This window comes from Stenotrophomonas sp. Marseille-Q5258 (assembly GCF_946900935.1).
In the GTDB taxonomy this organism is placed as follows: domain Bacteria; phylum Pseudomonadota; class Gammaproteobacteria; order Xanthomonadales; family Xanthomonadaceae; genus Stenotrophomonas; species Stenotrophomonas nematodicola.
Genome location: NZ_CAMPPN010000017.1, coordinates 37,516 through 59,627 on the forward strand (window position 1 = coordinate 37,516; position 22,112 = coordinate 59,627).

The following is a 22,112-nucleotide window of genomic DNA, read 5'->3' on the forward strand; positions in this document are numbered from 1 at the left end:
CAGCCCGCAAGGAGGGCAACATGGACGATGCGACTGCGTTTGCAATCGAGGAACTGAAGCTTCAACTGGCTGGACTGCGCACCCATCTGGAACATACGAATGGACGCGCATTGGCTTTGCAGGGCGCACTCGGGGCAGCTCTCCGCAGCTGGGGGAAACCTGCTGCCGAGGCGGAAGCGGAGATCAGCCGCGTGCTGGAGTTAGGTTCTGTCGAGATGGCCAAACAAGGCGAGTCTCCGCATTTCTTGGTCGAGTTCGAGAGCGTGGAGGACATGCTCATCGGGTCGATTCACGGTGCCGCACAGGACGACGCAGCCCGTTGATCCGCGCGGAGCAGTCTAGTTCGAGCGAGTACTGTGGCTTGACGCCGTATTCATTCGCGAGAACTGTGAACATCTGGGCGGCAGCAGCCTCGGCGACCTGCCGCTCAACCAATTCAGCCTTTGATGGCTGGTTCAACCATTCCCTCAGCCACAGCCGGGGGTTCCATTTGTCGGACAGCACGCGCATATCAGGCCACCTGCACTTGGATGACGCGCTCGGCGTCGGGATCGGTTTGGGCAGTCTCGCCCGGAGGTTGTTCGGGCTCGACGCCGAGAATTCTCATCACCTGCGGGAGGGCCGGAACGCCCTGCTCTTCCGGCCAGGCCGCCACCTGCTCAACCGGCAGCTGCAGCACCTTCGCGAGGTGAGCGTCGGTCTTGAAACCGAACTTCGCCCGCAGCGCGCGCTTGCTCATGCGGCTATCGACCAATGGCTCGACGACCTCTCTGGTAGCCCGTTCCCCCGCTTCCCTGGCGCTGCAACGGCCCGCATGAAGGCGCAGCAGAGAGAGCGCACTGGACGCACGGGGGGATTGGGACCGACCCGACGCCAAATCACCTACCGTGGAACCAGCGCAGCCGATCGCTTCACCGATTTGGGCATAGGTCATGCCAATCGTCTGAAGGTCCGCAATGATGTCTGACCATGATTTGTCCATGGATGGCACACTACGGTATTCCGTAGTTCGCAGTCAACGGCATTCCGTTACGGAGTTCCGTTCAAATGTGAACATGGACACCATTGGCAACAGAATTAGAGCCGAGCGCGAAGCGCAGAAGGTCAGCCGCGCAGACCTTGCCCGCGCCGCAGGTATTGCGCCAACGACCCTTTCCGACCTCGAGTTAGGGCTCTCGAAATCCACTACCCAGCTCCATAGGATCGCGCAACGTCTAAAGGTGCGCGTGGAGTGGCTCGAGACGGGAAAGGGCGCCAAAGGCCTCAGTGAGCCGAACGCAGACAGCGAGTACGCCGACATCATTGGCTACTCCCAGGCAGCTGGACTGGGCGCGGGCGCCGAGGCTCTGGAATATGCGGAAACGCACAGCCTGAAGTTCAAGAAGACCAGCCTGCGCCGCCGCGGGATTTATGGCCGGAACCTGGCCGTTTACTACGGTAAGGGCGACAGCATGGAACCGACAATCAAAGACGGCGATGCCATCTTGTTCGACACATCGGACACACGCGTGGTCGATGGCCTTCTGTACGTGATCCAAGTCGACGGCATGGCTCGTCCGGAGTACTTCGTTAAGCGCGCTATGGTGCTCGACACCGGCGTTTACTTCCAGAGCGACAACCCGCATGGGGACCATCATTGGCGGAAGCCTAAGCCAATGGCGTCCAAGCGACACCCGATCACGGTCATTGGCCGTGTCCATTGGATCGGCGGCTGGGCTGACTAGCGCCAAGGAGACATCATGGACTGGATGGCAAAAGCACGCGGGATATGTGCCAGTGCGAAATACGTTGGCGAGGAAATCGTCTGGACTCCTCGGGCGGATCATGCTGGCGCGATAGCCGCGAAGAGCGCCGTTCTTGATCTGAATCGCATAGTGATCCCTGGCCTAGAGTTCCGTGGCGAGGTGCAGTTCCGTAGTTATGGGCCCTATCAAAAGTACAGTCTCATGCAGGCGTCTAGCGGGCGCCGGCTGCGCGTTTTCGCGCTTGAGGTAATGCCGATCCACAAACGCTCTCACGTGGAGCCGGGATTGGAACTGTATGGAAGCCACATCCAACTCGGGGATGAACGCGAGTTCGGCTTGTCTCACAGAGCCCGGAGCGTGAAGACAGACCTTGACGTTGGATCAGTTACTGGGTGGATTGAGCGGTTCCAGCGTCACTCGCGGGTGTACGATAGCGAAGCATACCCGTTGACACCTCCGTTTGTAGACGACCTCTTCGGCACGAATTGACCATGCTCACCTGCCAAAACCTACTACAGACGCTGGGTTGGCGCTGTCAGTATCTAGAGCAGCACGCAGCGCTTTACGTCAGCACACCAATTCTGCTCCCTGGCGGCTCTCCTCTCGATTTCTATCTGACACAGTCGCGGGGATCCACCTACTTCACAGACGATGGCCTCACGCTTTTCCAGCTTCGAAGCTTGGGTTTCAAGCTGGACGACAACCGGTCAAGCCGTGGTGTAATGCAGATCGCTAAAGATTGCGGCTTCAACATCGATTCAACGGGAGCGATTGTTGGTTCCGTGCCGATTGGTGAGGAGGTGAATCTTGGCCGTTCAATCCTGACCATGTTCACCAAGATCGTTTCTTGGCAGGAAGAGCATTTCGAGGCCCGCGACGCCGACCAAACGTTGGCGGACGAAGTTGAACAAATGATGAGGCAGAAAGCACCGGCTATTGCGATAGTGAGAGATCCAATAGTCCGCCTAGCTAACGGCGACACTGTCGACTTCATGTTCAGATGGGGGCCGACGCTGGTAGATGCGATTCCTGCGGACGCTAGGGCTACCAGCTCTCGTATGAGAAAAGCGATCTTGGTACAGCGAGACAGGGAGGAACCGCAGGATATCCTCTATATCGTTGATGATAGACAGCAGCCCTTCAAGGCGTCGAAAGAAGCTGCCCTGCTTGGACAAATTGCCAAGTCTATGCGCCTTACCGACTTCCAAGAGCACTACCAGGCCGCGATGCCTCACTGAACTTACTCCGCCGCGGTGGATGACTTGGCCCGACCCTCTGCGATGAACAGCTTCAGATTCAAGCAAGCCACGCAAACGGAATTCCGTTGACACCAGTAAACGGGATTCCGTAGTCTAACTCCGTCGCCCCTGTAACCGCCCATCCGGGCCGGGGCACGGAGATCAGCATGGCCACCCTGGCCCTCAGCACCTCTTCCGGACCCGTCCAGGTCCAAGCCCAACCCGTAAGCGGCAAGGTCGCCATGTACGTCGGCGCCGCTGGCCGCGTCTACCTCTCCGCCACCGAAGCCGAAGACGCCGCCGCGCAGCTCCTGAGCGCCGCCGCAGACCTGCGCAGCATCCAGCAGGTGGCGGCATGAGCGCCCCTGTCGATGTGCGGGCGGTGCTGCGCTACAACGCCAAGGAGGCCACCAAGAAGTGGGGGCCGGACAACCAAGATGCTGCGACGCTGGCCGCCGTCGCCGAGTTGCTTGGTGAATGCGAGGCGCTGGCCATTACGCCGCACGGCCATGTGGACATCGTTCTGCAGGAGCGAATCGCCTCCGTGACCGGCGCCCTCTCCCGGGCCAAAGGCGACGCCGCATGAGCGCCGTCGTCCTGCAGTTCCCCATCGACAACGCAGCGCGCGCCAACGGCGCCGGCCTGGCAGTGGCCATCGCCGCCAAGCGTATGGGCTACGCCGCGCATCACATCGCCCGCGCCGCCGCGCTGGCGCGCCGCGAGGTGCTGGACGGCCGCAAGAGCGCAGGCCGCGCGGCATCCGACATGACCCGTACCCTCGCCCGCGCAGCGCGCGGCAACGGAGGCGACGCCGCATGAACGCCATCGACTTCTCCTTCGGTCTGGTGCTGGGTTTCGCCACCGGCGCGTGGGCCGGCCTCCACTGGGCGCTGCGCCGCCAGGAAGAGCAGTTCGCACGCCTCATCGAGCAGATCCGATGCGCGCACTGATCCGCCACTGGCGCGCCGCCGTCCTGGTGCTGCTCTACGCCCTGCTCGCGGCCGTCGCCGGCGCCATGCACTGGGCAGGCATCAACGACACCGGCGTCTACATGCTGATGGGCGCCCTGCTCTGCGCCAGCCAGGTGCCCGACGCGTGGAGGCGCGGTCGCGATGGCTGAGGCGCCGACCGTGGCCTCGACCGTGCGCGACATGCGCCGCGCCGGCGCCGCAGGCGAGCCGGTGCCGGCTGCAGCGGTGCAGGCCTGGGCGCAGACGCTCCTGACCCAGCTGTACGGCACGCAGAGCCCGGTTCGATACGAGTGCAGGCCGCGATACAGCACCGAGCCGTGGCAACCGGCCGAAATGGGAGACGTAGCGCATTACCGGCGCCGGAAGCTGGAACTTCGCGCGCTCTATCTGCACCCGCCCGCCGGCAAGCACAAGGACCACCGGTGGCCGGCCGGTAGCAACGGCCAGGGCGAATGCCTGGAGTGCGGTGAAACCGAATGGATCGCGGGGCCGGACTGCAGACCCATCCCACCGATCCGCGACCACCGCTCCGACACGCCGTTTTCCCTGACCTGGCTTATCGAGCCGCTCGAAAAGCTCCAGTACCTCACGAAGCACATGAACCCGCTGGACCGCGCCAAGTGGCGCACCGAAACCACCTACCTCATCGATCGCATCAAAGACCACGCGAAGGGAAGCCAGCCATGACGACCGACAACCACAACGCTCAGTTCGTGCCACCTTCGGGCGCCATCGGCAAACAGCCCGTACAGGTTGGCGACGTGCAGGGGGATGCCCGGGCGCAGTTCGAGGAGTATCGGGGCGGCGATTGCGAGTGTGATGCGCAGGGCTACTACGTGAACGCTCGCACCGCTCAAGATTGGGCTATGTGGCAAGCCGCCCTCGCCGCCCGCCAGCCGGGGGCGCAGGAGCCGATTGCATGGAAGTACCGCGCGCCAGGCAATTCATTCTGGCGCGTCAGCCTCCACAAGCCGGTCAGCCGCCCGGAATGGGAGTGTGAGCCGCTCTACGCCGCCCCGCCCGCGCAGGGAATCGACCTGGGGCAGATTGTCGAGCAGATCGCTCAGCAGTGGGATGACTGCACCTACGACGCCGTTGGCGAAACCATCGACATTAGCGAGGCAATCCGCGCCGCTGGGAAACGGCTGACCGGTCAGCGCGATGCAGCGCCGGGGGTGGGCAATGGCTGAGGTCGCCATCGACATTACCGGCGAGGAAGGCGCGCCTTCCGTCGTCAACACCTACGGGTTCGACCTGCAGCTGACAGGCTGCGGTATCTCCATCGACATGACCCACGAACAGGCACAGGCCATCTACCTGGGCTTGGCAGAGTTTTTTGGACCCGAGAAGGAGCCGACCAATGGCTGACGCCGCACAGCAGCTCGCCCTGAACCCTTACTGCGACGGCCCGATCTGGCAAGCGTTCGGTCTCGGCCGGGCCGGCTACCTGGTCGTGCCGCGCCGCACGCTCCAGTCCATGCCCCTCGAATGGCAGCAGAAGTTCGTGGCGCTCATGGACGAAGCCCAGGCGCTGTTGCCGGGCGATGCGTTCCCCGAGTACGTCGTGCAGCGCCGCGAGCGTGGCCGGTTCGTGGCCGACGTACTGCGCGAGTACCGCCACACCGGCCCGATCCCGCACACCACCGCCACCCAGGGCGCAGTGAAGCCGCTGCGCCGTGGCCCCACTCTGCTGCCCAAGGATCCCCGCTGATGCGCGAGCGTCCCATCCTGTTCAACGGCGCGATGGTGCGCGCCATCCTGGCGGGCGCGAAGACGCAGACCCGGCGCGTAGCCACGCCCAAGCGCAGCATCGAGCCGATGTCTGACGAATGCCCCTTCGGCCAGCCCGACGACCGGCTGTGGGTGCGGGAGCGCTTCAAGCCTGTCGCCAGTGGCCAAGTCAAGGATGGCTATGGCGAGGTGCGCTATGGCTACGCCTACGAGGCTGACTCCGCCACCCGGTGGAACAAGCGCACGACCATCATCCACGACCTGACTGGCCAGCCCGGGAAAGGGCCGATGCAGTTCCAGCAGACCCCGTGGAGGTCTTCCATCTGCATGCCACACCGAGCCTGCCGCCTGTTGCTGGAGATCACCGCCGTCCGCGTGGAGCGGCTGCAGGCGATCAGCGCGCAGGACTGCGTCGCCGAAGGCATCACGACCCGCTTCACCGTGGACGGCGGCAATGACGATCTGCGCATCCAATTCAGAGAGCTTTGGACCAGCACGGGCGGCGACTGGGACAGCAACCCGTGGGTATGGGTCATTGAGTTCAAGCGCGTGGAGGTGTCCTGATGGCTGGGCCGGTTCACAACGAAATCGTTGCGGCTGCCGTAAGGTGGCTACGGCGAAATGGCTGCGCCGCGATCCTGGCCGATCCATTTAAGGCCGCGTGCAGCGAGCAGCCGGATGCCATTGGCTGGCGCGATGCCGTCTCCATGGCAGTAGAGGTCAAGGCCAGCCGCTCGGACTTCCTCGCTGATGCGAAAAAGCCACACCGCGTCGATCCCGCTCGCGCTGTTGGCGACTGGCGCTTCTATGCCGCACCCGCCGGGGTGATTCGGCCTGATGACCTGCCGATGGGCTGGGGCTTGCTGGAATGGGATGGCCGCTGTCTGAAGCCTGCGCACGGCGTTCCGCTGGGAAATTGCAACTGGCACGCCGCCCCGTTCCGCGCTGCGGCCAACAAGCGCGCAGAGACGCAGCTGCTTGTTTCCGCGATCCATCGGCCGGCGTTCGCACCCCGACCTGGGGCGAAGCTCCGGGCGGGGATCCATTTCGAAGCCTGGGGAGACCCGAGTGCGGAGGAAGTCGCCTGATGGACGATCCCCTAGAAGCCTCGTCAGGCTGCGCCTCGATGCCCCGACTTCTGTTCCGCCAGCTCCGCGATGACGGCGCGCTCAGCAGCCTCCAGCGACGCTCGACAAGAAGCAAAGTCGACCCGCTCCAGAACCGGGATTGCGACGCCACAAACTTCCACGGACAGCAGACGCCACTGCGCGGGACCTCCGCGCCAGAGGTGCGCCGTGTAGCTATGCCGCTCGATCGACAACGTGACGCTGTGAAACGACTCAGGCGCTTCTCTCGAACCCATGCAACACCTCGACTACTCCACAGCCCGACTGTCTCCCTTCCCGGGGCAAACCTCAATAGATGCCGTGTGAAATCGATCTAAATAGGAGCCACTCCATGACCCAGCGACACATCAGCCACCCCGAAGGGCTGCCGGCCTGCGCCGCCGGACACAGCGCGCGCCACATCCTCGACCTGCGCGGCCTGACCGCCGGCGGCGGCCACCTCGTCGAGTGCCGTTGCAGGGCGACCAGCAAGCACGCAGAGCCCGAGGCAGCCCTGGCGGAATGGCGGCGCATCAATCGCCCCGCCCGCAGCGCGCGCAAGGTGCTGCCCTCGATCGCGGCGCCACACAACGTCGTACAGATGCGGCTGCCGGGGCTGGCCGCGCAGACCCCATTTTCTAAAACGAAACAGCCGCGAGCTGCGGCGAAGGAGGCATCATGACCGCTGACCAGCCGCCCATCATCCCGCGCCGCCTGCTCCGCAGAAGCGAGGTCCAGGACCGGGTGGGCCTGGGCAAGTCGACCCTGTATTCGCGCATTTCGGCCGGATCCTTCCCGAAACCGGTGACTTTGGGCAGCTCGGTTCGCTGGGTGGAATCCGAGGTCGAGGCGTGGATTTCGGAGCGGGTTTCGGAGCGGGACCATGCAGCGGGAAACGGGGGTACATCTGGGGGTACGGGGACAGAGGAAGGCACGCCACCCCTTGCGGCATAAGGCCTTAACACCCCAATCAAGTAGAGCCCACCTCCACCATCAGATGGCCCCGCAAGGGCCACAGAAAGCCGGAATCCCTCATCAAACAAGGGGTTCCGGCTTTTTTGTTGTCCGGGGTTGTACGTTGCACCCCATGAGATGCTTGGGGGTATATCCAAAGGGTGTCCGCCCTACCCCAAAACCCGATACCCCTATGCCGCTGAGCGACGCTGCCCTATGTACTGTGGGGTATTGGCCTTCTATCTGGTCCAGGATGAGAGCCGTCCCGTTGAGATGCGCTCCAGGTCCGGCAGTGCGTTGTGAAACGCTTGCCGACCCAAATCTTCCTATTGCGCTTCGGTGAGTGCCAGAGATTTGCCCCACTCATTCACACCGTCGGCAAAGTCCATCAGCAGCTTGCCGGAGCCATGCGTCTGCACGAACATCCTGCCTGGACTATGCGGCATCCTGCGCAGCGGCACCTCATGGACTTGAAGAGTAAGCGTGTCGAGTTGAGGGAGATCGCTCATCGCATCGCAACGACGCTCATTCATCGAGAACAGGCCGCCATGCGTACCCTATGGCGGCGGCCTGCCCGCGCGGAACGACGGGGGCTCCGGAGGCGCTCACGAAAGTTCTGGACCGTAGCACCCGGCCGACCCTGGCGACATCGATCTCCGCCGGATCCCCCACCTGTCGGAGTAAATGGTTGTGATCAGCGAGCTTGCGCGTATCCGGGCAGACGGCAGGGTCATCGATGCACGCATGACCCTGGACCGGATGATCGGCTTGGGCTGGGAACCCAGCAAGGTCATTGAGGTGTGCTGGCGCTGGGAAGGTGAGCTGCTGCGCCTTGCAAACCACCTCGGGCTTCTGGTCATGGTTGCTCCCGATCGCCAGCACTTGGCCGTCTTGTGGAGCCACGATGCCGAAGGGCTCGACGCGACGCTGTACGTCGTCGCCGGCGACAAGCGGAAGTTCACCAGGGTGCCGGGCGAACTCATGATCAACGGCAACGCCGAGGCGGTCACCTATCTATGGTTCGAGCACCCGGCGCATGCGTCGCCGGGTACCTTCATCTGCATCTGCAGCCGCAGGCGCGACCACGCAAACTACCGGGTGGACATCGACGCCGTGACCGCCAGCGTCCTGTCGGTTCGGCCATGCAGGTGAACGACGCGGGGCCCCCGTTACGTGGTGCAGCACGTGGGATGCGGTGGCCTGCACCCACACGTTGATCTGATCCGCGCGGGCAGGTTCGTGCTGGACAACTGTATCAATCACCGCGCTAGGCCTTGTCCTGCGGCGTAGCGCAGCGGATGTCGATTACGGAGAATGCGGCTGTGTTCATTGCCAGCCTCAAGCCTGGGGGCTGGGCGGTGCCCTGCATGACCGCCATCACCGGCCAGTCGTTGCAGCATCTCCACAGCCCGTTGATGCCCCACCCATGATGCTGGTGCGGCCTGCCACCTGCCCGGAACCGCCATGACCGCCCTTCGCCTGCTCGCCCTCGCCACTCTGCTTGCCGCCGCCCCGCTGTCCGCGCAGCCCACTTCCGCGCCCACCGCCACGCCCATCCATTTCGCCAAGGGCGCCAGCAGCGCCACGTTGAAGGGACGGTTCACAGGGCGCGACGATGCGCGCTACGCGCTGGTCGCCAAGGCTGGGCAGACCATGACCGTATCGATCGCCGGCAGCAGCAATGCCAACTTCAATGTGTTCGCGCCCGGCAAACAGCCCGGCAGCGCCGAAGCCCTGGGCCAGGGCAGTGTCGGGATGCCCTGGCGCGGCGCCCTGCCCGCCAGCGGCAGCTACACGGTACAGGTCTACCAGATGCGTGCGTCGGGGCGTCGGGGTGAGACAGTGCCGTTCACGCTGACCGTCGGCGTGCGCTGACGCCGATGGACTTCCTCAAGCTCCTGCGGTCGCTTGAAGAATTCCTCTACGAGCTGTGCACCTGGTTTCTGTTCTTTCCGCGCACCCTGTATCGGGTGGTCGTGCATCCGCGCCGGATGGCGCAGTACGTCAACACCGAGCTGACGCAGAAGCTGGACCGGCAGTTCGACGATGCGATCAGTCCGCCGATGTTCCTGATGCTGTCAGTGCTGGTGGCGCACGGGGTGGAGCTGATGATGCACCAGCAGATCGTGGGGACCGGGGTACTGTCGCGCTCAGTGTTCGGCAATGAGGAAAGCCTGCTGCTGTACCGCTCGATCACCTTCGCGATCTGGCCCTTGGTAACCACCACGCATCTGCTGCGGCGCAAGCACTTGCCGATGACCCGCGAGTCGCTGCGCCGTCCGTTCTTCATGCAGTGCTATCTGACCGCACCGTTCGCGGTGGCCCTGTCCACCAGCATGGTATTCGTGCGATTGCCTGGCGCGCTGTCGACCACGCTCGGCGTCACCGTCGGCGTGATCGCCGCGCTCTGGTATGTGGCGGTGCAGGCCGTGTGGCTGAAGGTGGCGCTGCAGCGCTCCTGGGTAAACACGATCCTGTCCACCGCGTGGGTGCTGGTGCTGGGCTCGCTGATCAACATCACGATCGGGATGGTCCTGCTCTCCAATTGAGCGCATCGGCGGTGGGCGGCGATACGGCGCAGAGGCCATGCGCGCTGTCCGGGTCGGTTCGCCCGCGATCCGCCATGTCCCGCATAGCCTTTCTCCCTGCTTCCATGCGACCCTTTGAGAACGTTTTCATGGAATGGAGGGATTCCACATGCTGTCTCGTTTCCGTCGGCCCGCGCTGCTGGCGCTGATGATGGTCGCCGCCCCGCTGGGCACTGCCTGGGCGCAGGCCCCGGCCGCGTTGAAGGTCATGTCGTTCAACGTCCGTACGCCTGCCGATACCGACCCGGGCAAGCGCTGGGAGGACCGTCGCGATGCGATGGTCACGCTGATCCGCGAGCAGAAGCCCGAGGTGATCGGTACGCAGGAACTGGTGCGGAAACAGGGCGAGTATCTGGTCGCACACCTGCCGGGCTACGCGCTGTTCGGCAAGGACCGCCGCGGCGGCAACGGCGACGAACACATGGGCGTGCTGTACGACACGGCGCGCCTGAAGGTGCTGGAATCCGGCGACTTCTGGCTGTCCGATACCCCGGATGTGCCGGGCAGCATCACCTGGGGCAACCTGTTCCCGCGCATGGTGACCTGGGCGCTGTTCCAGCGGCAGGCCGACGGCCAGCGCTTCTATCTGTTCAACACCCACCTGCCCTACCGCGATGAGGATGAGCCGCGCCGGGTGCTCGGCGCGAAGCTGATCGTTTCGCGGCTGGCGTCGCTGCCCAAGGACATCCCGGTGGTGGTCACCGGCGATTTCAACAGCGAGCCCGGCAGCGACACCTACAAGACGTTCACCGCCGCACTCGGCGACGCACGCAGACTCGCCGGCAAGGTCGATGGCCCGCGCCTGACTTTCCACGACTTCACCGGCAAGCCGACGGTGGAGCTGGACTGGATCCTGGTGCGCGGCTTCACCGTGGACCGCTTCAGCACGCTGGACCAGACGCCCGGCGGCGTGCTGCCCTCGGACCACTACCCGGTGCAGGCGGAGCTGCGTGCTGCCGCGCCCACCGCTGCCGCGGGCAGGTAACGCCCCCGCCGGACGGCCCACGGGCGGTCCAGCGGCATCACATCGCGTCGATGGCGACGGTGCGATAGAGGTCCCCATTCTCCAACGAGGACAGGACCATGCCCCATCGCAGCCGTCTGGCCGGATTCATCATCGATTGCCAGGACAGCCCTGCCGATGACGCCGCCGCCTTCTGGTCGGCGGCGCTGGGCTACCGCGCCGCCCCCGCCCGTGCCGAGGACGGCGCGGAGTATGCCGACCTGGAAGGGGCACCGGCCGGTCTGAATGTCGAGGTACAGCGGGTAACGCACGCCTCGCGCGTGCATCTGGACATCGAAAGCGACGACATCGATGCCGAAGCCGAGCGCCTGGAGAAACTGGGCGCGCGCCGCATCGGTTTCGTCAAACGCTGGTGGGTGATGGAAGCGCCAACCGGGCATCGGTTCTGCATCGTGCGCATGCGCGGCGATGATGGGCGGGCGCCGGCGACCGTGTGGCCCTGAGGCTCAGCGGCGCTGCAGGCTGCGCTCGATCAGGCGATGCAGTGCGTGGTGCTGGTTGCGTGCCTGGTAGATGCGCGCACCGATGGCCAGGAAGACGCCCGTGCCGAGCAGCCCCATGTCCAGCAGCGCGTCGTTCATGCGGATGAACGCCACCGCCACCACCAGGGCACCCACCACCAGCAGGACCACCACACCCAGGGACAGCCCGGCGTCGGCAAGGCCGGGATCGCCATAGGCCAGTTGTAAGAAGGAAGGTTTCGGCTGCGGCATGTCGGCGACTCCTGAAGGGTTACCGGCTTGTAGCATCGGCGCCCCCACGGCGGGCAGAGGCAATGCCGTCATCTGTCGCCATCGGCACGCCCGCTACGCACGATCACGGCATATTCCTACGCCCGACAACGGCCGGGAGCCCATCGGGGCTCCCGGTCGTTGTGGTCTTCTCAGCGGTTCGACGGGACCACTGCCACGGCCGCGCTTGCCTGCTGCTGACCCCACCCGCCCAGCGCCTTGTACACACCGACGACGCTGACGTTGACCGTGGATTCGGCCTCGGCGAGCGCGTCATCGGCTGCCAGCTGGGTGCGCTGCGCGTCGAGCAGGGTCAGGAAGTCCTCGGACCCTTCGCGGTAGCGGATCTGCGCGAGCTGCTCGGCACGCCGCGCGGCCTGCGCCTGCTCGGCGACGATCGACAACCGCGCCTGCTGCTTGGCGTAGCGGGTCAACGCGTTCTCGGTGTCTTCCAGCGCCAGCAGCACCGCCTTCTCGTACTCGGCGGCGGCGCCGTCGGCTTGGGCCTTGCTGGCCCGCAGACGGGCCTTGACCGTGCCGAAGTCGAACGCGGCCCAGCTGATCGACGGCGTCACCGACCATGCCTTGTTGCTGCCGTTGACCAGGCCGCTGGCATCGCCGGACAGGAAGCCGACGAAGCCGCTCAGGCTGATCCGCGGGAACAGGTCGGCGGTGGCCACGCCGACACGCGCCGTCGCTGCGGCGAGCCGACGTTCGGCCACGCGCACGTCGGCACGCTGACGCAGCAGATCGGTGGTATCACCGAGCGGCAATGCCTTGGCATACGCCGGCACCTCGCGCGGCTGCAGCACGCTGTCCAGTGCATCCGGGCGCTGACCCAGCAGCACCGCCAGACGGTGGCGCGACTGCACCTCGGCCACTTCCAGCAGCGGGATGTCTGCTTCGATCGCCTTCAGGCGCGCCCGGCTGCTCTGCACGTCCAGCTCGCTGCCCGCGCCGAGTTCCCAGCGGGTTTCGGTCAGCTTCTGGGTGTCACGCAGGTTGACCAGGGTGCGCTTGGCCACGTCGATGCGCTTCTGGGTACCGCGCAGTTCGAAGTAGTTGCGCGCCACCTCGGCGGCCACGGTGACCTGCGCATCGGCGAGGTTGTCCTGCTCGGCGCCGAGATCGGCGCGCGCCGCTTCGGCGGCCCGCCGCTGGCGGCCGAACAGGTCCAGCTCCCAGCCGGCGTCGAAGCCGAGCTGGTAGGTCTCGCTGAAGACCCGCTCGCCACCCACGGTGGCGTCGGGCTGCTTGCGGCGGTCATAGCTGCCACCGCTGGTCACGTGCGGCAGCTGGTCCAGGCGTTGTTCGACGAACACGGCACGGGCCTCGCGGACCCGCGACATCGCGATGCGCAGGTCCAGGTTGGCACCCAGTGCGTCATGCACCAGCTGCTCCAGCACCGGATCGTCGAACTGCGCCCACCAGCTGGCGACCGGGGAGGTGGCGCTGAACACCGGCGCGGCGGCCCCCTGCAGGGTCACCGGCTCGGCCGGTGGCGCCTTGTAGTTCGGGCCGACGCTGACGCAGCCGGCCAGCAGCGCGCTGGTCACGGCCGCGGTCAACAGGCGGATCACCACGGCAGCACCTCGCCCAGGTAGGTGAAGCTGCCGTTGGGACCATCTGCACCGATCAGCGCCATGCCGACGCTGGAGCGCGCACCTTCGCTGATCTCGATCTCGCCCTCGCCACCGTTCATGTCGGTTTTGACATAGCCCGGGTGCACGGTGTTGACCTTGGTGGTGCTGTCGCGCAGCTCATAGGCCAACTGCACGGTCCAGGCGTTCACCGCGCTCTTGGAGGCGTTGTAGGCCGGCACCGCAAAGCCGTAGATCGGCGAGCCCGGCTGGCTGTGCAGGGTCAGCGAGCCGAGGATGCTCGACACGTTGACGATGCGACCGGCCGGCGACGCGTTGATCAGCGGCAGGAACGCCTGGGTGACGGCGATGACCGCGAACACGTTGGTGTCGAAGGTATCGCGCCAGGTCTGCAGGGTCTGCGCCGACGGGGCCAGTTTGATGTCGTCGAGCAGGATGCCGGCGTTATTGACCAGGATGTCCAGGCGGCCGTGACGCTCGGTCACGGTCTGCACCGCCGCGGCGATGCTGGCGGCATCGCCGACGTCGAGCTGGATGGCTTCCACCGGCAGGCCTTCGGCCTGCAGCTTGAGCGCCTCGGCCACGGCGACGTCGCGCTTGCGCCCGGCCAGCAGCGTATGCACGCCGGCCTGGGCCAGTTGACGGACGGTTTCCAGGCCGATGCCGCGGGTGGCACCGGTGACCAGGGCGATCTGTTGGGTAGCGGTATTCATGTGAACAACCTCGCGGGGGAAGGAATCAATGGTGAAGGGTGGGTTCGCCGTGGGTCACCAGCTTGCCGCCGCCGTTGCGGCTGACGAACTTGCGCAGGGCCACATAGAACACCGGGGTCAGGAACAGGCCGAACAGGGTCACGCCCAGCATGCCGGCGAACACGGTGATGCCGGTAACCGAGCGTACCTCCGCACCGGCGCCGTGCGAGAGCACCAGCGGGATGGTGCCGGCGATGAAGGCGATGGAGGTCATCACGATCGGGCGCAGACGCAGACGGCAGGCTTCCAGCGCGGCTTCCACGATGCCCTTGCCGCCCATCTCCAGCTCCCGGGCGAACTCGACGATCAGGATCGCGTTCTTGCACGCCAGGCCCATCAGCACCACCAGGCCAACCTGCACGAACACGTTGTTGTCACCGCCGGTCAGCCACACGCCGAACAGCGCGGACAACAGGGTCATCGGCACGATCAGGATCACCGCCAGCGGCAGCGACCAGCTCTCATACAGCGCGGCCAGCACCAGGAACGCCAGCAGGATCGCCACCGGGAACACGATGAAGGCGGCCTTGCCCTGCGTGGCCTGCTGGTAGCTCAGGTCGGTCCACTCGGTGGTCATGCCCACCGGCAGCACCTGCCCGGCGATTTCGGTCAGCTTGTTCATCGCCTCGGCCGAGGACAGCATCCGCGGGTCGGCTTCGCCGGCCAGGTCGGCAGCCGGATAGCCGTTGAAGCGCAGCACCGGGTCCGGGCCGAAGGTCTGCTTGACCGTCACCATCGAACCGATCGGCACCATCTCGCCACGGTCATTGCGGGTACGCAGCTTGCCGATGTCTTCCACGCTGTCACGGAACTGGCCGTCGGCCTGGGCGATCACCTGCCAGGTGCGACCGAACTGGTTGAAGTCGTTGACGTAGGAGGAACCAAGGTAGGTCTGCAGCGTGTCGAACAACTGGGTCAGCTGCACGCCCTGGGCCTTGGCCTTGACGCGGTCCACCTCGGCATCCAGCTGCGGCACGTTGGCCTGGTAGCTGGTGATCGGGAAGGCCATGCCCGGCGTCTGCGCCACCGCACCCTGCATCGCCTGCACGGCGTTCTGCAGCGCGCCATAGCCCAGGTTGCCACGGTCCTCGATGAACATCTGGTAGCCGTTGCCGTTGCCCAGCCCGAGGATCGGCGGCGGCATCATCGCGAAGGCGAAGCCTTCCTGCAGCCCGGCGATCTTCTGGTTGATCTCGGCGTTGATCTCCGCGGCAGTGCGTCCGTGGCGCTCATTGAAGGGCTTGAGCGGAATGAACGCCACGCCGGTGTTGGGCGTATTGGTGAACTGCAGCGCGTTCAGGCCCGGGAACGAAATGGTGTGGGCCACGCCGTCGGTTTCCTGGGCGATCTTGGCGACCTTGCGCAGCATTTCATCGGTACGCGCGATCGAGGAACCTTCCGGCAGCTTCACACCGGCGATCAGGTACAGCTTGTCCTGGGTCGGGATGAAGCCCGGCGGCACCAGCTTGAAGATGAAGCCGGTACCCACCAGCAGTACCGCGTACACCACGAACACTGCGCCACGACGGCCGAGGATCTTGGACACGCCACGCTCGTACTTTTCAGAGCTGGACTTGAAGAAGCGGTTGAACGGACGGAACACCCACCCGAACAGGCGGTCGATCAGACGGCTCGGGCCATCCTTGGGCGCACCGTGCGGCTTGAGCAGGCGCGCGGCCAGGGCCGGCGAGAGGGTCAGCGAGTTGATCGCGGAGATCACCGTGGAGATGGCGATGGTGACGGCGAACTGCTTGTAGAACTGGCCGGTCACGCCGGACAGGAAGGCCATCGGCACGAACACCGCACACAGCACCAGCGCGATCGCGATGATCGGGCCGGACACTTCCTTCATCGCCTGATGCGCCGCTGCGGTGGGCGACAGGCCCTCCTCGATGTTGCGCTCGACGTTCTCCACCACCACGATCGCGTCATCGACCACGATGCCGATCGCCAACACCAGGCCAAACAGGCTCAGCGTATTGATCGAGAAGCCAAGCACGTACAGTGCGGCAAACGTACCCACGATCGACACCGGCACCGCGATCAACGGAATGATCGAGGCGCGCCAGGTCTGCAGGAACAGGATCACCACCAGCACCACCAGCGCGATGGCTTCCAGCAGGGTCGAAACCACCGCCTTGATCGAATCGCGCACGAAGATGGTGGTGTCGTACACCGCTTCGTACTTCACGTCGGCCGGGAAGGCCTTCTGCATTTCATCCATCGTGCCGATCACGGCATCACGGATCTCCAGCGCGTTGGCACCGGGGGCCTGGAAGATACCGATGCCCACGGCGTTCTTGCCGTCCAGCTGCGAGCGCAGGGTGTAATCGCCCGCCCCCAGCTCGACGCGGGCCACGTCCGACAGGCGCACCACTTCGCCATCGGCGCCGCTCTTGAGCACGATGTCACCGAACTCCTGCTCGCTGCGCAGGCGGCCCTGGGCATTGATCAGGGTCAGGAACTGGCTGTTGGGCATCGGCTCGGCGCCCAGCTGGCCGGCCGAGACCTGCACGTTCTGCTCGCGCATCGCGCCGACCACATCCGACGCGGTCAGGCCGCGCGCGGCAACCTTGTCCGGGTCCAGCCAGGCGCGCATGGCGTAGTCGCCACCGCCGAAGATCTGCGCATCGCCGACGCCGGGAATCCGGGCCAGCGCGTCCTTGACGTGCAGGCGGGCGTAGTTGCGCAGGTACAGGGTGTCGTACTTGCCATTGGGCGAAGTCAGGTGCACGACCATCAGGAACGTCGGCGACTGCTTCTGGGTGGTGACACCCTGCCGGCGTACGTCCTCGGGCAGGCGTGCCTGCGCCTGGGCGACGCGGTTCTGCACCTTCACCGCCGCCTCGTCCGGGTCGGTACCCGGGCGGAAGGTGACGGTCATCTGCAGCACACCGTCCGAGCCGGCCACCGACTTGAGGTACATCATGCCCTCGACGCCGTTGATGGCCTCTTCGAGCGGGGTGGCGACGGTTTCAGCGATCACCTTCGGGTTCGCACCCGGGTAGACGGTGCGCACCACGACCGACGGCGGCACCACTTCGGGGTACTCGCCGATCGGCAGCATCGGTATGGAGATCAGGCCGGCGGCGAAGATCACGATCGACAACACCGCCGCGAAAATCGGCCTGTCGATGAAGAAACGGGAAAAGTCCATTGGTGGATTCCTGGGTGTTCACCAACGCCGGCATGCAGGGCCCCGGCCGCTGTCGAAGGCGACAGCGGTGGCAGGGTGCCCCTGCATGGGGCGATGGCAGAAACGGCAGAGCCGAGGGTGGGTCGGCTGCTATGTGGAGACGATGGTCAGCCGGCGGCGCTTCACTTCAGTGCGGTGGCCTGTGCAACCGCCGGGGAAGCCGCCGGCGCGGCAACCGGCTGCATCGCAACCGCCTTGGCCTGCACGGGCATGCCGGGCATGAAGACCTTCTGCACGCCGTCGATGATCACGCGGTCGCCGGCCTTGAGGCCCTGCTCGACAATGCGCAGCCCATCGGCGGTGCGGCCGAGCTGGATGTCATGGCGCTGCGCCTTGCCGTCCTTGTCGACCACGTACACGTACTTGCGGTCCTGGTCGGTCAGCACGGCCTTCTCATCGATCAGCATGGCCTGGAACTGGCCGCTGCCGAGCAGCTGCACGCGGGCGAACAGGCCTGGGGTGAAGGCACGGTCTGCGTTGTCCAGCAGCGCGCGGACACGGATGGTGCCGGTGCTGCGGGTGACCTGGTTGTCGAGGAAGTCGACCTTGCCGCTGTGCGGATAGCCCTCCTCACCCGACAGACCGACCCGGACCGGCAGTTCGCTGTCGCGCTCGCTGGGACGTTCGCCGTTGCGGGCCATCTGCGCATAGCGCAGGAAGGTGCCTTCATCGGCGTCGAAGTAGACAAACACCTTGTCCAGCGAGACCAGCGTGGTCAGCACGCTGGCGCTGTCGCCGGCGGTGACCAGGTTGCCGGCAGTGACCATCGCGCGGCCGGCACGGCCATTGATCGGCGCACGCACCTGGGTGAATTCGACATTGAGGCGCGCCGCATCCACGGCCGCCTGCGCGGCCTGCACCTGCGCCTGCGCCTGTTCGGCGGTGGCACGGCGCTGTTCCCAGGTTTCGGTGGAGATGGCCTGCTGGTCGGACAGGCGGCGGGCGCGCTCGGCTTCGCTGCGGCTGACCTGCGCCTGGGTACGCGCACGGGCCAGTTCGGCGTCGGCGCGGGCCAGTTCGGCGCGGTAGCTGCGCGCGTCGATGGTGAAGAGCACGTCGCCCTTCTTTACTTCCTGGCCTTCGACATAGTTGACCTTGTCGATGTAGCCGGAAACGCGCGGGCGCAACTCCACGCTTTCAACCGCTTCGACACGGCCACTGAAGTCATCCCATTGGCTGACCTGCTTGACCAGCACGGGCGCGGCACTGACCGACGGCGGCGGCGGGCCGGCGGTTTCGGCGTGGCCACCACTGCAACCGACAATCACCGCCAGGGCCAAAGCGGTCACAGTCCCGAGCGCGAGGCGCCGGGCAAGGTTCTTCGAAGAGGGGGAGTGCGTCATGACGATGTCCTGGGGGTGGTGACGATAGGAAAACAGAGGTGTTCAAAAACGGGGTGCGGCATCCTGCGACCTCAACTTATGTTCAGGTCAAGCCATATCCAGCGAGTTGCGCCACGGCACGGCGGGCGCATCGATGCGCAGCAGTCCCTTGGGCAGCGCGGCATCGGTGCTGTCGCAGCGGAGGAACGGGCGCATGTCGCGGCAACCATCCAGCACCGACACCACACGGCGGCCAACAGCCAGCGCGCTCGGCCATTCCACGCAGGCGTTGGCGGCATTGCCTGGCGTGCACACCGGATGAGTGACTTCCAGCATCTGCGCGCGTACGCCGACGCCCTGCGCTTCCTCGTGCAGGACCTGCACGAACATGCGGATGGCGGCGGACGACACCGAGGCATCGCCGTGACCGGACCACGGGCGCAGCCCACACGGGCTGCCAATGACCACATAACGCGCACCCGGCGCGCGCTGCGCAAGCAGCGGCACCAGGTGATGGGCGGCGTTGACGTGCGGGACCAGGTCGCGCTCGATGCGCTCCATCAGCCACGACGAGGGCTGGTCGATCAACCGGCCCCGCCGCAGCGGTGCCCCGAGGCTGGCCACGACCGCGGCAAGCGGGCGCGGGCGCGCGGCGATGCGTTCGGCAAGCGTGCGCGCCGAAGCGTCGTCGGCCACCGAACCCAGCAGCGTCTCCAGCGCCGGCTCATCAGCGAACTGGTCGCGCAGCGCAGCCAGGCGACCCGGGTCACGGCCGACCACCAGCACCGGACTGCCCGCTTCGAGCAGGGCCGCCACGATGCCCTGGCCGACGTTGCCGGTGCCGCCAAGCACCAGCACCTCGGGAGCCAATATCCCATTCATGGGACTTTCACTCCCGTCGCCGGGATAATCCCAATTCGGCCCAGTCGGTCGCCCGCACGGGGGGCCAGTCGGAAGGCACCGCCGCGCTGCAGGTTGGCAGGCGGGGTGAATTCACGGAAGGCCTTGTGGGAGAAGGCGCCGGGGCGCTTCTCAACGGTCATCGCCAGGTCCAGCGGGGCTTTGCGGCCGCTGAGCACGCGGCCAAGAATGTTCCGCAACCACATGGTTGTCGTCCTGCATAACGGGAATGGCGCCACGATAGACCCCAAACTCCCACTTGATTAGTCCGGATTAAAGGGAATAATCGTCCCGTCCCCGGCACAATCCGCCGGACGTCCCCTCCCCCGACAATGGACCTCCGTCATGGCCCACGATCTCAACGACACGCTGATCTTCGTCAAAGTGGTCGAGCAAGGCAGTTTCATCGCCGCCGCCACCGCCCTGGGCCTGCCCAAGACCACGGTCAGCCGCAAAGTACAGGAACTGGAAACGCGCCTCGGCGCGCGCCTGCTGCACCGGACCACGCGTCGCCTCGGTCTCACCGAGGCCGGCTCGGTGTATCACGAGCATTGCCAACGCATCGCGCGCGAGCTGGAAGAAGCCGAAGGCGCGGTCAGCCAGCTGCAGTCCGGCCCCCGCGGCTGGTTGCGCTTCACCGTGCCCTACTCGATCGGCATTACGTGGATCGCACCGCTGCTCGGGCAGTTCCACGCGCAGTACCCGGAAATCCAGCTGGACATGCACCTGGGCAACGAGAAGCTCGACCTGATCGCCGGGGAAGCCGACCTGGCGCTGCGCGTGGGCACCCTGCCCGACTCCAATCTGGTGGCGCGCAAGCTGGGCAGCCTGCGCACGCAGGTGTTTGCCAGCCCGGCCTACATCGAGCGCTACGGCGAGCCGCTGCATCCCGATGAGCTGCAGTTCCACCGCATCCTGGCGATGCGCAAGGCGCGCAACCTCAACAACAACCGGTTCTTCTGGCAGTTGGGCGAGAACGGTGGCGAGCTGCGCGATTTCCCGGTCAATCCGCTGCTGGTGGCCAACGATCCGTCGGCACTGAACGGTGCGCTGGTGTGCGGCGAAGGCCTGCTGCTGACCGGCGATGTGATGGCCAAGCCGTTCGTGGAATCGGGCATGGTGCGCCGCGTGTTGGCCGGCTGGACCGGTCCCGAAGTGGATTTCAACGCGGTATTCGCCGGTGGCCGGCTGGTCTCGCCGAAGGTGCGCGCGTTCGTGGACTTCCTGGTCGAGAAGCTCAACTTCGACGCCAACTACATGCTGGCGCAGTGCCCGGCGGCCAAGCTGGCCAAGCAGCAGCAGACCCAGGCAGAAGCCGAGCTGCAGGAAACCGGCAAACGCATCCTGGAGACCGTGACCGCCAATTGAGGTCGGGCGACGGCAGGTCCCGCCACCGGTCTCCACCTGCGGAAATGCCGCCCTTTCGGGCGGCATTTCGGTGTTGCAGCACCATCGCCGGTGCGCGGCGATGAAGCGCGTCCGGGCGCTTTACTGCGTCAGCGGAATCACGCGGATTTCCACGCGGCGGTTCTTCGCGCGGCCGGCATCGGTGCTGTTGTCGGCGATGGGATAGGCCTTGCCCGCACCCAGCGTTTCCATGCGCACGCTCTGCACGCCCTGCGCGGTCAGATAGGAGGCGACCGAGTCGGCGCGCTCCTTGGACAGGCGGTTGTTGACCGCATCGCTGCCGATGCTGTCGGTATGGCCGACCACTTCGATCATGGTCTGGTCGTACTCCTTCAGCGTGCTCGCGACGCCGTTGAGGGCGCTGTAGAACTGCGGCTTCAGGGCGGACTTGCCGAAATCGAAGGTGATGCCATCCGGCAGGTTCAGCACGATGTTGTCGCCCTGGCGCTGCACGTCGATGCCCGTATTGGCGGTGCGCTGGCGCAGCGCGGCTTCCTGGCGGTTCTGGTACGCACCAACGCCGGCGCCAGCCAGTGCGCCGATACCGGCACCGACCATCGCATGCTGGCGGCGCTCGGTGGCGCTGTCGCCGGTCAGCAGGCCAGCAGCGACACCGATGGCGGTGCCGATCAGCGCATTGCGGCCGGTACGGCTCTGCTGCTCGGTCGGGTTGCCGTACTGGTCGCTCTGCACGTACGAACCACCGGTGGCGCAGGCCGACAGGGCGGCGGCAGTCATCAGGGCCAGGGTCGCGTTACGGATTGCAGGTCGGATCATGGTGTTATCTCCTAGGGTGCCGGGCTGGCGGCGTGCGGACGGCATGAAGAATAAACACGCCCGCGCGAT

The 22,112-nt window shown here is 65.7% G+C and carries 32 protein-coding genes; 23 read left to right on the forward strand and 9 right to left on the reverse strand.

Annotation, left to right across the window (positions count from 1 at the left end):
- The first annotated feature begins 20 nt into the window (after positions 1-20).
- On the forward strand, positions 21-323 hold the full coding sequence (locus OC534_RS12665) for a hypothetical protein (RefSeq protein WP_262071922.1): 303 nt from the start codon (positions 21-23) through the stop codon (positions 321-323).
- Positions 324-511: 188 nt separating this feature from the next.
- Here OC534_RS12665 and OC534_RS12670 read toward each other — a convergent pair whose 3' ends face one another.
- Positions 512-739: a hypothetical protein gene (locus tag OC534_RS12670; protein WP_262071923.1), complete on the reverse strand. Its 228-nt coding sequence runs from the start codon at positions 737-739 to the stop codon at positions 512-514.
- Positions 740-1,055: 316 nt separating this feature from the next.
- Here OC534_RS12670 and OC534_RS12675 point away from each other — a divergent pair, with 316 nt between their 5' ends.
- From OC534_RS12675 to OC534_RS12750, 16 genes are all read left to right on the forward strand, one after another.
- A complete protein-coding gene (locus OC534_RS12675; protein WP_262071924.1) occupies positions 1,056-1,724 on the forward strand; it encodes a S24 family peptidase in 669 nt (222 codons plus the stop codon).
- 15 nt (positions 1,725-1,739) lie between these two features.
- Positions 1,740-2,234, forward strand: coding sequence for a hypothetical protein (locus OC534_RS12680; RefSeq protein WP_262071925.1), 495 nt, complete (start codon positions 1,740-1,742; stop codon positions 2,232-2,234).
- A gap of 2 nt (positions 2,235-2,236) precedes the next feature.
- On the forward strand, positions 2,237-2,983 hold the full coding sequence (locus OC534_RS12685) for a DUF1828 domain-containing protein (RefSeq protein ID WP_262071926.1): 747 nt from the start codon (positions 2,237-2,239) through the stop codon (positions 2,981-2,983).
- Between the two features lie 167 nt (positions 2,984-3,150).
- A complete protein-coding gene (locus OC534_RS12690) occupies positions 3,151-3,342 on the forward strand; it encodes a hypothetical protein (protein ID WP_262071927.1) in 192 nt (63 codons plus the stop codon).
- Positions 3,339-3,569, forward strand: coding sequence for a hypothetical protein (locus tag OC534_RS12695; RefSeq protein WP_262071928.1), 231 nt, complete (start codon positions 3,339-3,341; stop codon positions 3,567-3,569). Before OC534_RS12690 ends, OC534_RS12695 begins: the two co-directional genes overlap by 4 nt.
- Positions 3,566-3,802: a hypothetical protein gene (locus tag OC534_RS12700; RefSeq protein ID WP_262071929.1), complete on the forward strand. Its 237-nt coding sequence runs from the start codon at positions 3,566-3,568 to the stop codon at positions 3,800-3,802. Before OC534_RS12695 ends, OC534_RS12700 begins: the two co-directional genes overlap by 4 nt.
- Positions 3,799-3,933, forward strand: a complete 135-nt coding sequence (locus tag OC534_RS12705; RefSeq protein WP_262071930.1) for a hypothetical protein — start codon at positions 3,799-3,801, stop codon at positions 3,931-3,933. Before OC534_RS12700 ends, OC534_RS12705 begins: the two co-directional genes overlap by 4 nt.
- Entirely contained in the window at positions 3,921-4,103 is a 183-nt protein-coding gene (locus tag OC534_RS12710; protein ID WP_262071931.1) for a hypothetical protein, read from the forward strand. The genes OC534_RS12705 and OC534_RS12710 overlap by 13 nt, the downstream gene beginning before the upstream one ends.
- Positions 4,096-4,641: a hypothetical protein gene (locus OC534_RS12715; protein ID WP_262071932.1), complete on the forward strand. Its 546-nt coding sequence runs from the start codon at positions 4,096-4,098 to the stop codon at positions 4,639-4,641. The genes OC534_RS12710 and OC534_RS12715 overlap by 8 nt, the downstream gene beginning before the upstream one ends.
- On the forward strand, positions 4,638-5,144 hold the full coding sequence (locus tag OC534_RS12720) for a hypothetical protein (RefSeq protein WP_262071933.1): 507 nt from the start codon (positions 4,638-4,640) through the stop codon (positions 5,142-5,144). The genes OC534_RS12715 and OC534_RS12720 overlap by 4 nt, the downstream gene beginning before the upstream one ends.
- Positions 5,137-5,322 (forward strand): hypothetical protein, encoded by a 186-nt coding sequence (locus OC534_RS12725; protein WP_262071934.1) that lies wholly within the window; start codon positions 5,137-5,139, stop codon positions 5,320-5,322. Before OC534_RS12720 ends, OC534_RS12725 begins: the two co-directional genes overlap by 8 nt.
- On the forward strand, positions 5,315-5,665 hold the full coding sequence (locus OC534_RS12730) for a hypothetical protein (RefSeq protein WP_262071935.1): 351 nt from the start codon (positions 5,315-5,317) through the stop codon (positions 5,663-5,665). The genes OC534_RS12725 and OC534_RS12730 overlap by 8 nt, the downstream gene beginning before the upstream one ends.
- Positions 5,665-6,249 (forward strand): hypothetical protein, encoded by a 585-nt coding sequence (locus tag OC534_RS12735; protein ID WP_262071936.1) that lies wholly within the window; start codon positions 5,665-5,667, stop codon positions 6,247-6,249. Before OC534_RS12730 ends, OC534_RS12735 begins: the two co-directional genes overlap by 1 nt.
- Positions 6,249-6,773: a hypothetical protein gene (locus OC534_RS12740; RefSeq protein ID WP_262071937.1), complete on the forward strand. Its 525-nt coding sequence runs from the start codon at positions 6,249-6,251 to the stop codon at positions 6,771-6,773. Before OC534_RS12735 ends, OC534_RS12740 begins: the two co-directional genes overlap by 1 nt.
- 370 nt (positions 6,774-7,143) lie before the next feature.
- Positions 7,144-7,473: a hypothetical protein gene (locus OC534_RS12745; protein ID WP_262071938.1), complete on the forward strand. Its 330-nt coding sequence runs from the start codon at positions 7,144-7,146 to the stop codon at positions 7,471-7,473.
- Entirely contained in the window at positions 7,470-7,745 is a 276-nt protein-coding gene (locus OC534_RS12750; protein WP_262071939.1) for an AlpA family phage regulatory protein, read from the forward strand. Before OC534_RS12745 ends, OC534_RS12750 begins: the two co-directional genes overlap by 4 nt.
- A gap of 326 nt (positions 7,746-8,071) precedes the next feature.
- Here the strand turns inward: OC534_RS12750 and OC534_RS12755 are convergent, their stop codons facing one another.
- Complete coding sequence (locus tag OC534_RS12755) at positions 8,072-8,278, reverse strand: hypothetical protein (protein ID WP_262071940.1); 207 nt, start codon at positions 8,276-8,278, stop codon at positions 8,072-8,074.
- A 157-nt stretch (positions 8,279-8,435) separates the two neighbouring features.
- Here OC534_RS12755 and OC534_RS12760 point away from each other — a divergent pair, with 157 nt between their 5' ends.
- The 5 genes from OC534_RS12760 (at position 8,436) to OC534_RS12780 (ending at position 11,800) form a co-directional block, all read left to right on the forward strand.
- Positions 8,436-8,897: a hypothetical protein gene (locus tag OC534_RS12760; RefSeq protein WP_262071941.1), complete on the forward strand. Its 462-nt coding sequence runs from the start codon at positions 8,436-8,438 to the stop codon at positions 8,895-8,897.
- Positions 8,898-9,209: 312 nt separating this feature from the next.
- Positions 9,210-9,620 (forward strand): g-type lysozyme inhibitor, encoded by a 411-nt coding sequence (locus tag OC534_RS12765; RefSeq protein ID WP_136005912.1) that lies wholly within the window; start codon positions 9,210-9,212, stop codon positions 9,618-9,620.
- Positions 9,621-9,625: 5 nt separating this feature from the next.
- Positions 9,626-10,294: a hypothetical protein gene (locus OC534_RS12770; protein ID WP_262071942.1), complete on the forward strand. Its 669-nt coding sequence runs from the start codon at positions 9,626-9,628 to the stop codon at positions 10,292-10,294.
- A 148-nt stretch (positions 10,295-10,442) separates the two neighbouring features.
- On the forward strand, positions 10,443-11,318 hold the full coding sequence (locus OC534_RS12775) for an endonuclease/exonuclease/phosphatase family protein (RefSeq protein WP_017356108.1): 876 nt from the start codon (positions 10,443-10,445) through the stop codon (positions 11,316-11,318).
- Between the two features lie 98 nt (positions 11,319-11,416).
- Positions 11,417-11,800, forward strand: coding sequence for a VOC family protein (locus OC534_RS12780; protein WP_136005906.1), 384 nt, complete (start codon positions 11,417-11,419; stop codon positions 11,798-11,800).
- A gap of 3 nt (positions 11,801-11,803) precedes the next feature.
- Here OC534_RS12780 and OC534_RS12785 read toward each other — a convergent pair whose 3' ends face one another.
- The 6 genes from OC534_RS12785 to OC534_RS12810 form a co-directional block, all read right to left on the reverse strand.
- Positions 11,804-12,070 (reverse strand): hypothetical protein, encoded by a 267-nt coding sequence (locus OC534_RS12785; RefSeq protein ID WP_017356106.1) that lies wholly within the window; start codon positions 12,068-12,070, stop codon positions 11,804-11,806.
- A gap of 170 nt (positions 12,071-12,240) precedes the next feature.
- On the reverse strand, positions 12,241-13,671 hold the full coding sequence (locus OC534_RS12790) for an efflux transporter outer membrane subunit (protein ID WP_017356105.1): 1,431 nt from the start codon (positions 13,669-13,671) through the stop codon (positions 12,241-12,243).
- Positions 13,665-14,402, reverse strand: coding sequence for an SDR family oxidoreductase (locus tag OC534_RS12795; RefSeq protein WP_136005904.1), 738 nt, complete (start codon positions 14,400-14,402; stop codon positions 13,665-13,667). Before OC534_RS12795 ends, OC534_RS12790 begins: the two co-directional genes overlap by 7 nt.
- Before the next feature lie 25 nt (positions 14,403-14,427).
- On the reverse strand, positions 14,428-17,598 hold the full coding sequence (locus tag OC534_RS12800; RefSeq protein WP_017356103.1) for a multidrug efflux RND transporter permease subunit: 3,171 nt from the start codon (positions 17,596-17,598) through the stop codon (positions 14,428-14,430).
- 161 nt (positions 17,599-17,759) lie between these two features.
- A complete protein-coding gene (locus tag OC534_RS12805; RefSeq protein ID WP_017356102.1) occupies positions 17,760-18,980 on the reverse strand; it encodes an efflux RND transporter periplasmic adaptor subunit in 1,221 nt (406 codons plus the stop codon).
- An 87-nt stretch (positions 18,981-19,067) separates the two neighbouring features.
- Entirely contained in the window at positions 19,068-19,841 is a 774-nt protein-coding gene (locus OC534_RS12810; protein ID WP_017356101.1) for an SDR family oxidoreductase, read from the reverse strand.
- 363 nt (positions 19,842-20,204) lie between these two features.
- Here OC534_RS12810 and OC534_RS12815 point away from each other — a divergent pair, with 363 nt between their 5' ends.
- Positions 20,205-21,227, forward strand: a complete 1,023-nt coding sequence (locus tag OC534_RS12815; RefSeq protein ID WP_017356099.1) for a LysR family transcriptional regulator — start codon at positions 20,205-20,207, stop codon at positions 21,225-21,227.
- Positions 21,228-21,347: 120 nt separating this feature from the next.
- Here OC534_RS12815 and OC534_RS12820 read toward each other — a convergent pair whose 3' ends face one another.
- On the reverse strand, positions 21,348-22,043 hold the full coding sequence (locus OC534_RS12820; RefSeq protein ID WP_017356098.1) for an OmpA family protein: 696 nt from the start codon (positions 22,041-22,043) through the stop codon (positions 21,348-21,350).
- Positions 22,044-22,112 lie beyond the last annotated feature (69 nt).